The following is a 16,449-nucleotide window of genomic DNA, read 5'->3' as shown; positions in this document are numbered from 1 at the left end:
GGAGGGGGGGCCTATTGCCAGCCGCCACCGGGAAGCCGGCCATGATACGGCGTGTCGCGGCAGTGACCCCACGGCCCGTGCCAGAAGCCGGGCGGGCAGCCATTGCCGAAATAGCCGTAGGCCGGCGGCAGATTGTAGGCCCAGCCGCCGCCCGGCATCCGCCCGGTGAACGGGGTGTCACGGCAATGACCCCAGGGACCGCGCCAGCCATATGGACCGCAGCCCTGCGCGACGAGGACGATGTTGAAATTCGGAGCCTGGACAGGAACGGTGATTGACGCCGCCGAGGCATCCGTCGCCGCCAGTGCCGTCAGGCCAATGGCAACAAGACCTTTCAGGATGGTTCGCATTTGTAGTCACCTCAAAGGTTAGTGTCTGGTTCCTCAGGTCATTCGACCGAGTGTCTGGCGTACACCGCGCTTTCATGCCTGTTCTGGCCGAGCCGGACATCATCAGAACTGGTGATCATCGGTCGGCGCTCGATCTTCGCCGCTCTGCGCCGGTCAGGGTGTCGTCCAGGCGGTCGCGACTTCGATCAGGCACGGCCTGCGGCCCTCGATCGCGCGGGCGAGGGCGGCAGCAAAGGCGTCGTCCGTCTCGACCCGCACGGCCTCCAGGCCGTAGCCCGTCGCGATGGCCACGAAATCGATATCCGGCACGTCGAGAGCCGGCACGCCGTGCGCCTTCAGTACGCCAGCGAACCATCTGAGTGCACCATAGGTGCCGTTGCGCATGATGACGAAAACGACCGGCACATCGTGCTGCGCCGCTGTCCACAAGGCGGTGACGCTGTAATTGGCCGAGCCATCGCCGATCAGCGCGATCACCTGCCGGTCTGGTTCGGCGAGCTGGACGCCGATCGCGGCCGGCATGGCGAAGCCGAGACCTCCCGCCGCGCCGAAATAGTAGCTGCCCGGATTCTCCCAGCGCATGCGCTCCCACATGGCTTCGATGGTCGATGTCGACTCGTTCACATAGATGGCGTCGCGCGGGGCAATCGCGGCGATGAGCTCGAGGACGCGCTCGGCAGCGAGGGGCGCTGTCCCAGGCGCGACGGGCGAAGGCGTGGTCCGCGGCTGCGGCGCCGGCCGGGCCGCTTTGCAGACCGTGGCGGCGAGTGCCGCGAGGATGAGGCCGACGTCGCCGACGATCGCATCGCCCATCGGCGCGCGGCAGGCCTCGTCGGGATCGCAGGTGATCTGAATCAATTCGGCGCCGTCCGGCAGCAGCGGACCCGACTCGTACTCGTGGTACCGAAACACCGGCGCGCCGGCCACCAGCACCAGATCATGCCCGGCAAGCAGCCTGGAGATGCCGGCCATGCTGGCGGGCAGCAGGCCGCGGAAGTTCGGATGGGTGGTCGGGAAGGGACAGCGTGGCGCAGATGGCGCGACCCAGACCGGCGCCGCGAGCCGCTCAGCGAGCGTCACGGCATGCGCGTTGGCGCGCGCCGCGTCCACGTCGGGTCCGAGGATGATGACGGGATTGGTGCTGCGATCGAGGCGAGCGGCGAGCGCAGTCGCAGCACCGGCGTCGAGGGCGCCAGCGGCGGAGACGGTGCGCCCCAGTAGCCGCAGCGAGTCCGGTTCGGCAGTCTTGGCCCAGTCGTCATATGGGATCGAGAGATAAACCGGTCCCGCGGCGGGCAGGCTGGACAAATGCAGCGCGCGGCTCATGGCGAGGGGCACGTCTTCGGCGCGTGCCGGCTCGTAGGACCATTTCACCAGCGGTTTCGGCAGCATGGTCGCGTCGAGATTTGTCAGCAGCGGCTCGATGCCGATCATGGCGCGAGTTTGCTGGCCGGCTGTCACCACCAGCGGCGAATGCGAGTTCCAGGCATTGGCGAGGCCGCCCATTGCATTGCCGGTGCCGGCTGCGGAATGGAGGTTGACCAGAGCCGTGCGGCCGGTGGCCTGAGCGTAGCCGTCGGCGATGCCGATAGCGACGCCCTCATGCAGGGCGAGGACGTAGCGGAAGTCGGATGGGAAGTCCTGCAGGAAAGGCAACTCGTTCGAACCAGGATTGCCGAAGATCGTCGTGATGCCGTTGCGGCGGAGAAGGTCGTATGTGAGCTCGCGAATGGTTGCCATGATGAGCCTCGGGAATGGCCGCCGGTCGCCGATCGGCCTGATGTCGATTGGGTGACGCCCCATGCTCGCCGCTCACTGCGTGCGGCCCAATTTCCCGGGGCGGTGGAGGCATTTCGCCAGCGGCGAGCGCGAGGGCACGCGTCGCTTGGACCAGTCGCAAGAGGCCGGCATGCCGCCCAGGGCGCCGCCCCTCGTCTCGCCCGCAAGTCTTGCCGCTTCCGGCGAAACGTCAAGCCGAGATCGCGCAAGAGTTGCGGCCGGCGCGCGACATTGCCGACGTCATTCGGTCGGCAGTTCGTCCCGCTTCACCGGCGGCCCGAGGAACTCGACCTGCCACTTGATGCCGAATGCATTGAGCGCTTCAGTGTCGGGAAGACCGTTGTGCATGACGCCGCCGAGCTCGGTGAAAAAGGTGGCGGCATCGAGGGCCGGCGTCATCAGGATATATTGCCGGGCCGGAGCGTCGGTGACATTGACGAAACCGTGTTCCATGCCGCCGGGGATGCAGACGACATCCCCCGCCTCGGCGTAGAAGCGGCGTCCATCGGCCTCGTAGAGATAGCGGCCCTCGATGACGCGGAAGATCTCCGCTTCGGGATGCCGGTGGCGCGGTGGACCGAAGCCCGGCGCATTGATCGTCTCGATGAAGCAGAACGCGTTGCCGCTGGCGGCCGGCGGCATTCTCACGAACAGATCGAGCCCGATGGCGGGGATCTTGATGGGCAGCTCCGTGCCCCTCGAATGCAGGAAATTGATCGTCATTGCGAGACCTCATGATGTGCGGTTGCAGGCGTCCAGCATCCTGATGGGCTGCGTCGCAGCGCCCGCTCTTCCTCAGTATGGGCGGGCATGCCAGCGTCGACCGGAGCCGACCCGGCGCAAAATACTGGTCGGCTCGCCGGACGCATCAACAGAACTGGTGAAAGGAATACGATATCGACTGGCCTGTGACGGCAACTCTTGGAAACGTCACATGCAAAAGTCGCTTGTCCATCCATTGAACCTCAGAAACGGCTCTGGCACTCTCGTTTCCGGGGACGGGAGCTGGCAATGGCCGACATTGAGCGCGATCTCGCCGATTGCGTCGGCGCCATCTATCAGGCTGGGTCCGGCGACGGCAGCTGGCATGACGTCGGCGAGCGTATTTGCCGGATTCTGGAGGCGCGGCGGGTCCTGCTGAACGCTGGCGGGCCTGGCGGGCCGGGTAATCTCCTGATGCCGGCCGATGGCAGCGAGATGGCTTATGCGGCGCATTTCCACAAAGCCGACCCCTATGCCGCGAAGGCCCGCCGCGATTTCGCGCAGGCGCGCAGCTACCACATGGGGAATGCCAAGCTCGGCGCCGAACTGGTCGTCGAGAGCGACTTCCTCCGCAGCGAGTTCTACGTCGATTTCGCTCGCCACCATGAACGCCGTCATGTGATCGGCGGCATGGCTGGCATTGCCGAGGCGACGCCTGTGCTGGTGTTCCGCGGCGACGATGCCGGCGCGTTTGACGAGACGCATATCCGCTTGCTGCGGGCCCTGATGCCGCATGTACAGCGTGCTCTCGAGCTCCGGCTGCGCCTTGCGCGCGACGAGCACGCCGCTTCGCTGACCCAAGCGGCCGTGAACGCGCTCACGGTGGGCGTGGGTGTCGTCGATGCGTCCCTGAGAATCCGCTTCGTCAACGATATGGCCCGCAGGTATCTGGCGGGACCTGACGCAGGCCTTGTGTTCCGGCGGTCGGGGGCCTTCGCCGGCAGCGGCGTCTATCTCGCTGCCCTGTCGCGCGACGACGCGGCCCGCCTCCGCCGGCTCGTGTCCTCCGCGACATCAGGAGGAGCGGGAGGGTCGATGCGTCTTGTCGCGCGCGACGGTTCGGCGCTCGCGATGATGGTCACGCCGGCGCCGCAGCGGCTCGCCGACGATGTCTACACGATGGAAGGCGGCGGCAGCCGTGAACCTCTCGCGCTGCTCATTCTGCGGCCGATTGATCGCAAGGTATCGCCGCAAGCGGACATGCTGTGCGAGATGTTCGACTTCAGCCGCGCCGAGGCGGAAGTCGCGGTCGCGCTTTCGGGCGGCGCCAGCGCCGAAGATGTGGCGCGCGGACGCGGCGTCTCCCTCATGACGGTCCGCACCCAGATCCGCGCGATCCTCGGGAAGTCGGAGGCGGAAAACCTCAGAGACTTCGAGCGGACCATGGCGACCGTCGCCTTGCTAGCTCCGCCGTCGCCTTAGCGCAGCCTGAGCCGGCTCGCATCGTCCGTCGACCGCGTCGGTTGCTTTGGTGTTCGGGGTATAGAGTTGCCCCGCGTGCTGCGGCCCCCGGCGCCGCACCGTCTGTCGTCTCAACGTCCGAAGCATGAGCAGCCCCTGAACAACGGAAGAGACTGAATGCAAGACGAACCGCAATTGGCCAGACCCGCGCCCATGGAAGGACGCGGTGGCTACAATTCGAGATCGGCGGTGCAGGCCGCAGGGGCTTCGCCAGCATTGCCGCGCCTCGAGCAGGCTGCCCTCGACGTCCCGCTGTCCGAGGGGGCAGGTCCGATCGTCGTCGCCGATTACGGCGCTTCGCAGGGGCGCAATTCGCTGATTCCGATGGCGATCGCGGTGCAGACTCTGCGGCAGCGCCTCGGCAGCGGCCGGGCAATATCGGTCGTCCATACCGATCTTGCCGAGAATGACTTCAGCGCACTGTTCGAACTGTTGAACGATGATCCGGGAAGCTATCTGAAGCTGGACCAAGGCGCCTTTGCCAGCGCGATCGGACGCTCCTTCTACGAGCAGATCCTTCCCGACGACAGCGTGACACTCGGATGGTGCGCCTGGTCCGTGCAATGGCTGAGCCGGACGCCGGTCGCAATTCCGGACCATGTGCAGGTTGCCTACAGCAAGGACGACGCCACGCGCGCCGCGTTCGCAGCCCAGGCCGCCGATGATTGGCTGGTCTTCCTGAAGCATCGCCGCCGCGAACTACGGCCAGGTGGCCGTCTCGTCATCATCACCATGGCCCAGACCGATGATGGCGACTTCGGCTACGGGTCGGTTTTGACGGCCATGTATGACGCGCTGCAGGAACTGGTGACCGAGGGCGTGGTCCGGCAGGAGGAGGCGGCGAGGATGGCAATCCCGACAGTCGGTCGGACGCGTGCGGAGTTCGCGGCACCATTCACGTCCGGTGAGCTTTCCGGCCTCGAACTGGAGGATATCGAGATATTCGAGGGCGACGACGCGATCTGGCGCGATTTCCTTGCCGACGGCAATGCGACAGCCTTCGGCGCGCGCTGGGCCGCGTTCTCCAGGGCATCGGTCCTTCCAACGCTTGCGCGTGACCTTTCGGAGGGCACGAGCGCTGAACGCGTTCGCGATTTCATGGATCGGATGGAGGCCGGGATGGCCGCGCGCCTCGCTGCCGGGCCGAAGCCAAATCTCATCCCGCTGGCGATAATCGTCGTCGCGGCAGCCATACAAGCGGATCCAGGGCCTCAGGCCGTATAGAATGGGTCGAGATACCACCGAGCCGGCTGGCGGGGAACGATTGAGGACCATCCGCTCGCGCTGGTGCCGGAAGCCTGATCTTGACTGCCATTCTGAACGTGCCAGGCGCCGTCTTTGACGTTCGTTGCCAGTTCGAGCCTGGCGGAACGACATTTCCTACGCCATCAGGCGCGAAATCTCACCTGCAACGTCCGTTGCGGTTTGCCTGAGGAGCTTCAGCGCCTGCACGGTCTTCCGCGCGCCCTTCTCTCCGAGGAAGAACATGTGGTTGCCCGGCAGCGTGGCGCTCAGCCGCTGCGCGGCGTGGCTGATATGCTCGTCCAGCTTCACCCACTTCGCGGAGGGGAGGGCGGCGAGCTTGTCTGGCCGGGAGAAGATGAGGGTCTCGCATAGCTGCTGGGTGATGTAGACGCCCCATGTCGAGCGGTCGGTGAGAGCGTGCCGGGCGTCGATCGCAGAGGCGTGCGTCATCAAGGCGAGCGGCGGAAAGGCGCGATATTGCGCCGTCCCGATCTCCAGCGCGTCGCCGGCGGAGTCGCGGACGAAGTCTCCGTTTCTGTAGCGCATCGCCGATGCCGCAAGCCCTACCGGAAAATCGCCGGTCATCTCGCCCGTGAACCTCGCGGCATCAAGCACCGAATGGCCGGCTGCCGCGTTCTGATCCGCGAGGCAGTGGAGCAGCCAGTCGACGTAGGCGCCCTTGATCGCGGCAAGGCCGCTCGGCGCTGGCGTCAGATGGTCGAGCCCGGGCAGAGTATTGGGGAGTGCCGATGCACCCGCCATCGCGACGAAGAGTTCGATGCCCTTTCCCTTTCGTTGCAGCGCTGCATGAAGCGGCTCCGCGATCCGCCCTGCCATGCTCCAGCCAAGTACGACGACGTTTGCCGGCAGACCGTTCCGGTCCACGTAACGGGCGATGATCTCGGCGCTCTGCTCCGCCCAGTTGGTCATCGAGAACAGCGGGAATGCGGCGTCAAACACGCCGCTGTTGTCGATGGGGTAGGACAGGACCAGCGACGGGAACCCTTCTTCATGCAGCCAATGGCAAAGGAAATCATCGGTCCTTCCCCCAGGCGGTCCGTAGGCAACCCGACCGAGCACTCCGCCTCCGGTGATGAACACGACGAGAGGGAGTTCGGCCCGCCCGGGATCGAACCGCACCAGAGCCGGATAGCCGGCCGCCTCGGTCAATTCTTCTCGGGGATAGAGCATCGGCCGTCTCGTCTGAGCTTCCACCGGGACGCGCCACGTCGCGGTCAAAGCCGCGCCGAGCATCGCCACCTGACGACGATTGAGATCGCAGAAAGCCAGTCTATGGGTCCCCCGTTGTCACCCGAACTCTAGACGCATGGAGCGGTCCCAATCAAATCGCTCATCTCATTTTACGCCTCGGACAGAGGATTACTCCAGCATCAACGAGCTTGTCGTGTGCTGGCCAGCCGGAATGGGTAGACCTCAGATTGGTAGCTATCAGCTGCACACCGACAATAGCAGGCTGGCGGCTCTCGGCCCCGGTCCCGCCCAGAGGTGAGTCGGCCAGCAACGGCAGATTTCGAACAATCATCCGTGGCAGCGCAGCGACTGGGAATGGGGTCGGCTGCAGAACGGCGGCTATCTGAACAGCGCCAGCCAGAACCGGCCAGTCCGCTCCCGGCGCCAAAGTAGCCGCACGCCTTTCAGCGCCAATGCTTCGCCTCGGCAGGGACGTCAGCGCAAAGCGCGCTTAACGAGCTGACGATCGTTACCGCCAGTCGAGCCACCGCCATCCACCAATCGATCACGGGCCGCGTCCGCGACTGTCGAGTTAGAACGATCACGGCTGTTTGCCGCGCTCGGGGCACTGTGCTGCCAACTGTGGCACTGCGGTTGAGCATTTCCTGCCGGAGGGCGGCATGAAGCGGTGGTCGACGATGCGGCCAATGATGTGCGGATATCCTTGCCTCTGCCCGCAGAATGCTCGGCATACTCATAACCTGCTGCTCATCGTCGGGGGACCGATCTGCAAGCCGCAACGCAGTATGGCGGGCGGCCGCAGTCCCTATCGATGGGGGCCATCGCCTCCGGCTGCAAACGCCTCCGCCGGTCCACCGTGACACCAGTTCAACCACCCAATCGAGGCGCCATCTCGTTCCGCGCTTAGCGGATCGAACCAATACCGGAAACAACTGCTAACCGCTTGGCTTACCTAACGCATTCGGAATGCGCAGACGGTTACCTAAGCGCGGAATTTCTGTCTGCGCTTTCCGCCTTCGCGATATGGGATGCGTTTCTCCGCATACAAGTTCGCGTAATGGTTTCAGCACTGTCGCATTAGGGCTCGGCTTCGCGGCGCGAGTGCTCCATAACTGTCTGACATATATGGCTAATCTTAAGTGCGACATAAAATGGAAGCGCGACGTTTTCTGTCGCACTTTCTGTCCCGATCGGTCTCAGATGTACCCACGCAGACGGCGCTTGTACGCGTCGCAGCGCGGCGGCTGCGGACTAGGGCCGATTAGCTCATAAGCCCTTCTGAAATATAGGGCTTCTCACGCTGCGACGGAAATGAGCGTTGCGACGTATCGCGTCGCGACGTTGGTCGTGTCGGCCCGCACTTTTGTGGAGGATTGCTCAATTCACTTGGCATGAAGCGGGCCTATCGCGGAGAGCATCAAATGGCGCGTCGCGTTTTTGACCCGAGGCGACAGTGGCGCCAGTTGGCGATTAAGTCCAGGTAGAACAACGGAAAATCACCAAATCCCGGATAATGCCGTCTGGTCCCGGAAAAACCATCGTGTGCTCAAACTAAGTGGCGCCTCAGTGGAAATCGCTAGAACCGTGGAAAACCAGTCGCAACCCGGTCTCAACATGAAAACGGCGCCCCGAAGGCGCCGCGTTTCACAACCAACTGATTGTGTTGGCGTATCTTTGGTACAGCTGGGTGGTCTCGAACCACCGACCTCCGGAGCCACAATCCGACGCTCTAACCAACTGAGCTACAGCTGCCTATCCCAAAGCGAGCGGAACCTAGAAGCAATGCCGCCGCGTTTCAAGCCCCATCCGCGCCGTCGTCAACCGCTTTCGTAGTGCGATGTCCGGCGTTGCGTTGTCGCAGGGCGTATCAAGAAAAAGGGCGCCGCGGCTGGAGCCGGCGGCGCCCGATCCTTATTGGTCGCGACAGGCTCAGTTGAGCGTCGCGCCCTTGAAGGCCTTCTCGACACTCGCCTTGACCGGGCGGCTCGCTTCGGTGACGAACTTCTGCGAGAAGTCCTGAAGGTCCTTGACCTGGGCGGTCAGGGCCTCGGTCTGCTTGCGAGCAAACGCCATCTGAAGCTCGAGCGCCTCGGCGAAGGTCTTGACGCTGATCAGTTCCTTGTAGAACGCGAAGGTCGCGTCCGTGTTCTGCTTAGCCGCATCGAGAGACTTGTGGCTGAGCTCCACAGCGCCGGAACGCGCGGTCTCGATCGTGTCCTCGAAAGCTTCGGTTGCCTCTTCGGCGGCTGCCTTCATCTTGGCATAGGCTTCCTTGCCACCCGTCAGCGACTTCTCGGCGAAATCGCGGAAGGCCGCCGGCATCTCGGCGCTCGGAAGATTGAAGCTGAACGCCTCGAACGGGGCTTCAAAAGCTTTGGCTGCCTTGGCGGCGGCGGCCTTGACGGGCTTGGTGGCGGGGGTATCGGTCATGGGGCTCTCCTTGAGAATTCATGGATCTCGAGAGCGCGGCAGCCGCACACTGTGGTGATAGGCATCCGATCGAGATGCATCCTATATAGCCACCGCCTTTGTGCGTTGCAACATCATTTTGCGACGCACACCGATCAAAAAGTAAAAATCCGCTGGAGAAAGCGCCAATTTGCTTGGCGTCCGAATTAATCCAAGCATCGTTAGGTCGCTGAGTATGCTGCGGTGCGATGCGTAAAAATGAGGCGCGGCTGAACGGCGCCGCGCCAGTTCTCAGGGCTTGATCTTCTGCGCCGCTTCAGTAGCGGCCTTTGTCAGCGCCTCGCCGACCGTTTTGGTCTGGTTCTGCGCTGCGGCCACCTGGCGCTGCAGGAAATCGCGATGGATCGACTGCAGCTCTTCCACCGTGCGCGCACGCACGAGCTTCTGGGCGAACTCGAATGAAGCTGCGACGTTCTCTTCCAGGAACCCGATCGCCTGGCGATTGACGTCGCGCGCACCCTCTTGCAACGACTTGGTCGAAGTTTCGGCCTTGTCGACGGCCTTGACGGTCGCGGACATGAAGTCGTCGAATGCCTTGCGAGCTTGATCGACGCTCTTGTCGGCGAATGCACGCATCGGCTCGGGTATTTCGAAAACGGTCTCGTCGGCCATGATGGTCCTCCTGCCCGGTTGGGGAGAGGAGCATAGCTTGATCCGGCCGGGCTGGAAATGTGGATCGCCGATTAACCACGCGCTGCAAGACTGCGGTGGGCGAAGCGCCCATTGCGTGGACCTTGGCGCGGCGCGGCTTTATTAGAGTATTGTTAAGCAAAGGTGGGTGCCAACGCGGCGCTGCGCCTTTTGCGGGGAGCGTGGCGGACCATGAACGGACGCGACTATGCCTTTCTGGATCTGACGGCGCTGCCGGCGGTCGGATCGGCGCTGCTTGCGTCGCGGCCGGCGCTTTTGTTCTCGGCGGACGGGCGCCGCATTCTCTTTGCCAATGCCGCCGGCGCCGTCTTTTTCGGCGAACGGCGGATGGAAACCCTGCTCGAGCGCCAGTTTTCCGAGGCGCTGCCAGCGACCGAGCAGATCGCCCGCGCCGCACGCAGCCTAGCCCCCGGCGCCAGCCGGCTCGAGCGTATCCGCTTTGCCGGCAGCGGCGGCTTTGCAAGCGTTGCGGCAGAATGTGTTCGCGTGACGCTGCCGCGTGGCGAGCCGGCCGTTCTCGTTCGTCTGCCAGAGCCGCGCAGCGCGGCTGGCCGTCAGGATGCCGCGCGCCGCCTGGTCGATCTGCTTGCCGCTGACGATTGTCTCGTCGCCGTGCTTGATGCGAATGGCGCGACGATCGCCGATAGCGGTGATTTCGACGTCTTCGTTGGCGAAGCCGCAATCCCGGATCTCATTGCCGGGGCAGCCCGTTCACTCGGAAGGCCGTTGAAGCGGGCCATTCGCATCGGCGATATTCGCCGGCCGGCAGGGCTTGCGGCTGTCGAAACCGGCGACGGCTTGGTGCATCTTCTCGTTGTCGGTCCGGGCGAGCGTATCGAATGGGAGGGGCCCGAACCGGTGCCGCCCGCCATAGTCGATAATACGTCACCGGCGGAAGCCGCCATTCCCGAAGCTGCGGTGCCCGCGGGCCAGGATTCCGAGGCACCAATCTCAGCAGAGCAGATCGTCGCCGGGCCGGGGCCGGTTGACGAGAGCAGCAACCAGGAGGCTGCATCCGATCATCCTCGGGAGGTCGAGGATGAACTACCGGAGGGGCCGCCTTCCTCCGATGGCTTTGCCTTCGTGGAGCCGGCTGGCCCCGTGCGCTTCGTGTTCCAGATGGACGAAGCCGGCCGCTTCACATTCGTCTCGCCGAACTTCGCCGAGATCGTCGGACCTGCAGCTGCCATTGCCGTGGGCGAAAGCTGGAGCGAGGTGGCACGCCGGCTCGCACTCGATCCGACAGGGGCTGTGGCGAGCCTGATTGCGCGGCGCGACACGTGGAGCGGCGTGTCCCTCGACTGGCCGGTCGAGGGCACTGCCCGGATGATCGCCGTCGACTTTGCCGCGCTGCCTGCCTTTTCGCGTGATCGCGTCTTTGAAGGCTATCGCGGCTTCGGCGTCATTCGCCCGATGGAGCGGCGCGAGCCCGCGACGGCGCCGGCTTCGCGGCTGCCTCTGCCAAGCGTGCCCGTCCGGCCGATCGCCGCGCCGTCCAATGTGATCCGTCTGGCGCGTCCCGCTTCCGAGCAGGAGCGGCTCTCGCCTCCGGAGCAGGATGCATTCCGCCGCATTGCCGCGGCGCTCGGTGGAGCGCCGGCTAGCCGTCCGGCAGCGGAGACGTCTGCCACCGCCGTGTCGGATCTTTCGGCTGCTGCGGAGAGTGCGGACATCGCTGCAGCGCCGCCAGTCGGGCGCGACACCGCGGTCGAACATTCGCAGCTGGAACAGCCATCCGCGGGCGATGTCGAGCGCGCCGCGCCCGAACCCGTCGCGATGGAGGCTGAGGCGGTTTCTGGGCCTTTGGCTGAAGTGCCGGCCCAGGCCGTTCCATCGACTGATTTGCCGCAATCGGATGACGAGGGTAGGGCCGAAGGAGACGCCGCATCCGCTACGACCGAGACAGAGGCGCAGCTATCGTCGGCGGAGGTGGTTCCGCTCCCGGCCGAAGCACCAGATGCACCCTTTGCCGAGCCGGCCGAGGAAGCCGCCGGTGCCGTCTCGCCTTCCGAAGAGGCACCGGCAGCCACAGTAGCCACCGTGCCGCAGCCGGAACCCGCGCAGGTCCTGTCGCCCGAGTCGGCATTCGTGCCTCTGATGCGGCGGGCCGAGGCCGAACTGCTCGGCGCCCGCCAGCGGATCGTCGAGCTCGAGGCGATCCTCGATACGGCGACCGATGGCATCATCGTAGTCGACGAGGACGCGCGGATCGAGCGGATCAACCGTAGCGCCGAGGCGCTTTTCGGCGTCGAATCGGCGTCTGTGACGGGCCTGCGCCTGCCGGACCTGCTCGCTGAGGAGAGCCGCCAGTCGGCACTCGATTATCTCGACGGTCTGGCGCGGAACGGGGTGGCTAGTGTCCTCAATGACGGGCGCGAGGTCATCGGCCGGGTGCCGCAGGGCGGGCTTATTCCTCTGTTCATGACGATGGGCCGCCTACCCGAGACGGGCAAGTTCTGTGCTGTCCTGCGCGACATCACGCAGTGGAAGAATGCGGAGGGCGAGCTGATCAATGCCAGGCGCGCCGCCGAGAGCGCCTCGATGCAGAAGTCGGACTTCCTCGCCAAGGTCAGTCACGAGATCCGCACGCCGCTCAACGCCATCATCGGCTTCTCCGAAGTGATGATGGAGGAGCGCTTCGGCCCAATCGGTACCGAGCGCTACAAGGAATATCTGCGCGATATCCATGTCTCCGGCGCGCATCTGATGAGCCTGCTGAATGACCTGCTCGATCTTTCAAAGATCGAGGCGGGCAAGCTCGATCTGACTTTCGAGGCGGTGGCACTCAACGAGATCGTGATGGAATGCGTCGCGCTGATGCAGCCCCAGGCCAACCGCGAACGGATCATCATTCGCACGTCGCTGTCGGGGCAGGTGCCCAACATCGTCGCCGATCCGCGCTCTATCCGGCAGATCGTGCTGAACCTCGTGTCGAACGCCGTGAAGTTCACGCTTGCCGGCGGGCAGGTGATCGTCTCGACCGCGATGGAGCCGCATGGCGAGGTGACGCTGCGCATCCGCGACACCGGCATCGGCATGTCAGAGAAAGACATCGAGACGGCGCTGAAGCCGTTCCGCCAGCTCTCGTCCTCGCGCGAGCGGCGCAGCGACGGCACCGGGCTGGGGCTGCCGCTGACCAAGGCGCTGGTGGAGGCCAATCGTGCCGCCTTTGCGATCGACTCCTCGGTCGGGCAAGGCACGTTGATCCGCATCACCTTTCCGGCGACGCGCGTGCTGGCCGGATAGACGCGCCGCCCCGATTGTCGCATTTTCGGGAGTGCGGGCGCGCCGCTCGCCCGGAAATGCCTCAGGAATTCATGCCAGACTTACAATCCGTCCTCGACGAGATCGCCACAGACCTGAAGACCGCGAGCGAGCGTGGTGCGGTCGCGAGCTATATTCCGGAGCTTGCCAAGGTCGATCCCGGCCAGTTCGGGATCGCGGTGCTGACGCCTGACGGCGTCGTGCATTCGGCCGGCGACGCCAATGTCGCTTTCTCGATACAGAGCATCTCCAAGGTCTTCACCTTGACGCTCGCCCTCGGCCAGGTCGGTGACATCCTCTGGAACCGCGTTGGCCGCGAACCCTCGGGCAACCCGTTCAATTCGATCGTCCAGCTCGAATATGAGCATGGCATTCCGCGCAATCCCCTGATCAATGCCGGCGCGCTGGTCGTCACCGACGTCATTCTCGCCGGCTATAAGCCGCGCGAGGCGATCGGGCTGATCCTCAGCTTCATGCGGTCGCTGGCCGGCGATGACAGCATCATCATCGATGTCGACGTCGCCCGCTCGGAAGAGGAGACCGGCTTCCGCAACCGGGCGCTCGCCAACTACATGAAGGCCTATGACAATATTCGTCATCCCGTCGAAATGACGACCGGTGTCTATTTCCATCAATGCGCTATCGCCATGAGTTGCCGCCAGCTTGCGGTCGCCGGCAGCTTCCTGGCCGGGCAGGGGCGGCACCCGCTGACAGGCAACAAGGTGGTGTCGGCCGAGCGCGCCCGGCGCATCAACGCGGTGATGCTGACCTGCGGCCATTATGACGGTTCGGGCGAATTCGCCTTTCGGGTCGGTATCCCCGGCAAGAGCGGCGTCGGCGGCGGTATCCTTGCGATCGTTCCTGGCAAAGCCTCGATCGCCGTCTGGTCGCCGGGTCTCAACAAGGTCGGCAATTCGCTGCTCGGCTCGCGCGCGCTGGAGCGCCTCGCGAAGGCGATGGACTGGTCGATCTTCGGGCCCTGACCGCGACTAGGTGCCTGCCGCCAGCTTTTCGAAAGCCGTGGGGTGCGGCAGGCCGCGATCGAAGGCGGATAGAATGGCGGCTGCGGACTCTTCGGGTGTCAGCCGGGCGGTATCGAGTTCGAGATCGTAGATCGCGTGTGCATGGACCGCATCCTGCCAGCGCCTCACCGGCTCGGGCACCGGCACGGCCTCACTGCCGCGCGCATACAGCGCTTCGCGACCGGGGACTGCTATCTCCCGGCGAGCCATGATCACGTCAATAGGGCAATGAATGCCGACAAGCAGCGCCGGCAGGCCCTGAAGCTGTTTGGCACAGTCCGCCAGGATGCCCAGCGGGCGCGAATGGGCATCGTGATGGCCGAGATCGGCGACCACGTCAAAGCCGAGCCGGCTATGCGCCGCTATCGATTCATAGAGCGCGGCATAGAGGCGGGGCAGCAGTGGCTCGAGATCCGGCCGTTCGCCGCCGGGCCGGAGGCCGATACCGGGCAGGAGGCGTGGCGGCAGCATGCCCGCCATATGCGTGTCGACGCCGAGATTGATCCAGATGGCGTCGTCGCGGGCCTGCAGCGCGCCGACGATCGAGGATTTCCCTGAACGCGGCGCGCCGTTGAGCACGGCGATGCGACCCGGCGGCACCGCGCTCACTCGGCGGCGATCCGCATGGAAAGGTTGTCGAGCGAGGACACGATGTGTTCCGCCAGCGCCTCGACAAGCGCCGTTGAGGGACGGCCAGGCGCCCGCATCAGGCCGATTTCGCAAGGCGCAAGCCGCGGCAGGCCTTCGGCTTCGCCGAGAACGCGCATACCCGGACGCAAGGCCGACTCGGGAAGGACCGAAATCGCGAGACCGGCGAGGACAGCGGCGGCGAGGGCGGTTGAATTGTTCGAGGCGTAGAGCAGCCGATTCTTGCGCCCGGTCGCCGCCAGAGCCTCAATCGCCCCCTTCCGCCAACAGCAGGTGTCGCGCCCAAGCGCCAGCGGCAACACATCCTCTTCCTCGAGGCGGTGCTGGTTGGAAACGACCCAGAGCAGCGGTTCCTGGCGCACCACCTCGGCCGTCGACGTATCCTTGAAGCTGGTGACAATCGCGAGATCGAGAGACCCGGCCCGCAGGCATTCGACCAATTGCAGTGTCGGCTCGCAGACCACGGTGACTTCGACGCGCGGATTCGAGCGCGAAAAGCGAGCGAGAATCTCGGGCAAGAACCGATCGGCGTAGTCATCCGGCGTGCCGAGCCGTACGCGGCCGGAGAGTTCCTCGTCGTCGAAAGCGGCGACCGTCTCATCGGAAAGCCGGATCAGGCGGCGGGCATAGCCGAGCAGCCGCTCGCCTTCCTCCGTCAGCTTGGCGCTACGGCCGTCGCGGCCGAAGATCGGCTTGCCGATCCGCTCCTCCAGCCGTCGCATCTGCATAGAGACCGCGGACTGGGTTTTGTGCACGGTTTCCGCAGCGCGCGTGAAGCTGCCTGCGTCGCAGATGGCGACGAAGGTGCGGAGCTGGTCGAGATCGAGCATGGCGGCCATGTGCGATACCTCACATTTGCCCACCAGGTGGGCGATTGCCGGGCAAATTCTGCCAATCGGCAGGAAACGGGTGGCTGGCTGCTGCCGAGCGGTGCATCAAGACAACAACGGCGCTGCGCGGCATCATCAATTCCGATGGCTGATATTAGAAACATTCGTTGGAATGATCAATGCGAATGCGCCAATGTTCGATTGTTCCCAGGGCGCATGCCGAGCAGCCCCTTCCGAAGAGCGGAAGGACCTCGAAGCGTCAGCCGATGGAGGCATACCATGACGACATTTGAAACTTTCAGCACCGAGAGCCGGCCGACGGCGCGCCAAGGTTTCGCGGGGCTCCTCGCGAACGCCTACGCAGCTGCCACGCTGCGGATTCGTGTCTGGAAAAATCGTCGCCAAGTAGCCCGTCTGCTGAGCTGGGACGATCATATGCTGAGCGATATCGGGCTGACGCAGGGCGATGTCTATTGCGCGATGGCGACGCGGGTCGATGAAGACGCCTCGGTTCAGCTTTCGATGCTCTCGCTTGAGCGGCGCTTTGCCCGCAATGCACAGATGCGCGAACGCCTTGCCCATGGCGCCGAACTGCATGTCGGGTCGGCGCGCTACCGGGCTAAGGTCTAGCTTCCAGCGGCCCGGTTGCGGCGAGCCACCCATCCACCCCATCGGGCGCCGGTCTCCGGCGTCCTGTCCTCTGCAGCCGGAACCCTCTCGATCCCCGGGGTGGTTCCGCACTTGGCCCGCCGTCCA

Annotated in this window: 13 protein-coding genes and 1 tRNA gene; 5 read left to right on the top strand and 9 right to left on the bottom strand. The window is 64.7% G+C overall.

The features are described 5' to 3' along the window. Positions 1-11: 11 nt before the first annotated feature. The 3 genes from BUB39_RS03280 to BUB39_RS03270 all read right to left on the bottom strand — a co-directional run bounded on the left by BUB39_RS03280 (position 12) and on the right by BUB39_RS03270 (position 2,852). Positions 12-350 carry a GCG_CRPN prefix-to-repeats domain-containing protein gene (locus tag BUB39_RS03280; protein WP_244540136.1) on the bottom strand — a complete coding sequence of 113 codons (339 nt, stop codon included), beginning with the start codon at positions 348-350 and terminating at the stop codon, positions 12-14. A gap of 153 nt (positions 351-503) precedes the next feature. Further along, positions 504-2,090, bottom strand: a complete 1,587-nt coding sequence (gene mdlC / locus BUB39_RS03275; RefSeq protein ID WP_073052723.1) for a benzoylformate decarboxylase — start codon at positions 2,088-2,090, stop codon at positions 504-506. Between the two features lie 279 nt (positions 2,091-2,369). Continuing rightward, the gene (locus tag BUB39_RS03270) at positions 2,370-2,852 is read right to left on the bottom strand and encodes a cupin domain-containing protein (RefSeq protein ID WP_073051582.1); all 483 of its coding nucleotides are present in this window, start codon (positions 2,850-2,852) and stop codon (positions 2,370-2,372) included. Between the two features lie 288 nt (positions 2,853-3,140). Here BUB39_RS03270 and BUB39_RS03265 point away from each other — a divergent pair, with 288 nt between their 5' ends. Both BUB39_RS03265 and BUB39_RS03260 read left to right on the top strand, forming a co-directional pair. Next, positions 3,141-4,313: a helix-turn-helix transcriptional regulator gene (locus tag BUB39_RS03265; protein ID WP_073051581.1), complete on the top strand. Its 1,173-nt coding sequence runs from the start codon at positions 3,141-3,143 to the stop codon at positions 4,311-4,313. Between the two features lie 192 nt (positions 4,314-4,505). Further along, positions 4,506-5,576 carry a class I SAM-dependent methyltransferase gene (locus tag BUB39_RS03260; RefSeq protein ID WP_210187019.1) on the top strand — a complete coding sequence of 357 codons (1,071 nt, stop codon included), beginning with the start codon at positions 4,506-4,508 and terminating at the stop codon, positions 5,574-5,576. A 156-nt stretch (positions 5,577-5,732) separates the two neighbouring features. Here the strand turns inward: BUB39_RS03260 and BUB39_RS03255 are convergent, their stop codons facing one another. From BUB39_RS03255 to BUB39_RS03240, 4 genes are all read right to left on the bottom strand, one after another. Further along, positions 5,733-6,767: a hypothetical protein gene (locus tag BUB39_RS03255; RefSeq protein ID WP_139251324.1), complete on the bottom strand. Its 1,035-nt coding sequence runs from the start codon at positions 6,765-6,767 to the stop codon at positions 5,733-5,735. 1,717 nt (positions 6,768-8,484) lie between these two features. Beyond that, a tRNA-His gene (locus BUB39_RS03250) sits at positions 8,485-8,561 on the bottom strand. Between the two features lie 177 nt (positions 8,562-8,738). Continuing rightward, a complete protein-coding gene (locus BUB39_RS03245; protein ID WP_073051578.1) occupies positions 8,739-9,239 on the bottom strand; it encodes a phasin in 501 nt (166 codons plus the stop codon). 270 nt (positions 9,240-9,509) lie between these two features. Continuing rightward, on the bottom strand, positions 9,510-9,890 hold the full coding sequence (locus BUB39_RS03240) for a phasin family protein (protein WP_073051577.1): 381 nt from the start codon (positions 9,888-9,890) through the stop codon (positions 9,510-9,512). 210 nt (positions 9,891-10,100) lie between these two features. Here BUB39_RS03240 and BUB39_RS03235 point away from each other — a divergent pair, with 210 nt between their 5' ends. Together BUB39_RS03235 and BUB39_RS03230 are read left to right on the top strand one after the other, a co-directional pair. Beyond that, a complete protein-coding gene (locus BUB39_RS03235; RefSeq protein ID WP_073051576.1) occupies positions 10,101-13,175 on the top strand; it encodes an ATP-binding protein in 3,075 nt (1,024 codons plus the stop codon). Between the two features lie 71 nt (positions 13,176-13,246). Continuing rightward, complete coding sequence (locus BUB39_RS03230; protein ID WP_073051575.1) at positions 13,247-14,176, top strand: glutaminase; 930 nt, start codon at positions 13,247-13,249, stop codon at positions 14,174-14,176. 6 nt (positions 14,177-14,182) lie between these two features. Here the strand turns inward: BUB39_RS03230 and BUB39_RS03225 are convergent, their stop codons facing one another. Next, positions 14,183-14,824, bottom strand: coding sequence for a chloramphenicol phosphotransferase CPT family protein (locus BUB39_RS03225; RefSeq protein WP_073051574.1), 642 nt, complete (start codon positions 14,822-14,824; stop codon positions 14,183-14,185). Continuing rightward, complete coding sequence (locus tag BUB39_RS03220) at positions 14,821-15,702, bottom strand: LysR substrate-binding domain-containing protein (RefSeq protein ID WP_084526854.1); 882 nt, start codon at positions 15,700-15,702, stop codon at positions 14,821-14,823. Before BUB39_RS03220 ends, BUB39_RS03225 begins: the two co-directional genes overlap by 4 nt. A gap of 270 nt (positions 15,703-15,972) precedes the next feature. Between BUB39_RS03220 and BUB39_RS25400 the strand changes: the two genes are divergently transcribed. Then, positions 15,973-16,323: a DUF1127 domain-containing protein gene (locus tag BUB39_RS25400; protein ID WP_073051573.1), complete on the top strand. Its 351-nt coding sequence runs from the start codon at positions 15,973-15,975 to the stop codon at positions 16,321-16,323. Positions 16,324-16,449: the final 126 nt, after the last annotated feature.

The organism is Kaistia soli DSM 19436, assembly GCF_900129325.1.
GTDB classification, from domain to species: Bacteria; Pseudomonadota; Alphaproteobacteria; order Rhizobiales; family Kaistiaceae; genus Kaistia; species Kaistia soli.
Note: the sequence above shows the minus strand (reverse complement) of the source record. Positions and strands in the feature narration are given on the sequence as shown.

Excerpts from the sequence above, each read along its gene's own strand:
- BUB39_RS03280 (WP_244540136.1), bottom strand. The coding sequence starts at position 350 with ATGCGAACCATCCTGAAAGGTCTTGTTGCCATTGGCCTGACGGCACTG.
- mdlC (WP_073052723.1), bottom strand. The coding sequence starts at position 2,090 with ATGGCAACCATTCGCGAGCTCACATACGACCTTCTCCGCCGCAACGGC.
- BUB39_RS03270 (WP_073051582.1), bottom strand. The coding sequence starts at position 2,852 with ATGACGATCAATTTCCTGCATTCGAGGGGCACGGAGCTGCCCATCAAG.
- BUB39_RS03265 (WP_073051581.1), top strand. The coding sequence starts at position 3,141 with ATGGCCGACATTGAGCGCGATCTCGCCGATTGCGTCGGCGCCATCTAT.
- BUB39_RS03260 (WP_210187019.1), top strand. The coding sequence starts at position 4,506 with ATGGAAGGACGCGGTGGCTACAATTCGAGATCGGCGGTGCAGGCCGCA.
- BUB39_RS03245 (WP_073051578.1), bottom strand. The coding sequence starts at position 9,239 with ATGACCGATACCCCCGCCACCAAGCCCGTCAAGGCCGCCGCCGCCAAG.
- BUB39_RS03240 (WP_073051577.1), bottom strand. The coding sequence starts at position 9,890 with ATGGCCGACGAGACCGTTTTCGAAATACCCGAGCCGATGCGTGCATTC.
- BUB39_RS03235 (WP_073051576.1), top strand. The coding sequence starts at position 10,101 with ATGAACGGACGCGACTATGCCTTTCTGGATCTGACGGCGCTGCCGGCG.
- BUB39_RS03230 (WP_073051575.1), top strand. The coding sequence starts at position 13,247 with ATGCCAGACTTACAATCCGTCCTCGACGAGATCGCCACAGACCTGAAG.
- BUB39_RS03220 (WP_084526854.1), bottom strand. The coding sequence starts at position 15,702 with ATGGCCGCCATGCTCGATCTCGACCAGCTCCGCACCTTCGTCGCCATC.
- BUB39_RS25400 (WP_073051573.1), top strand. The coding sequence starts at position 15,973 with ATGACGACATTTGAAACTTTCAGCACCGAGAGCCGGCCGACGGCGCGC.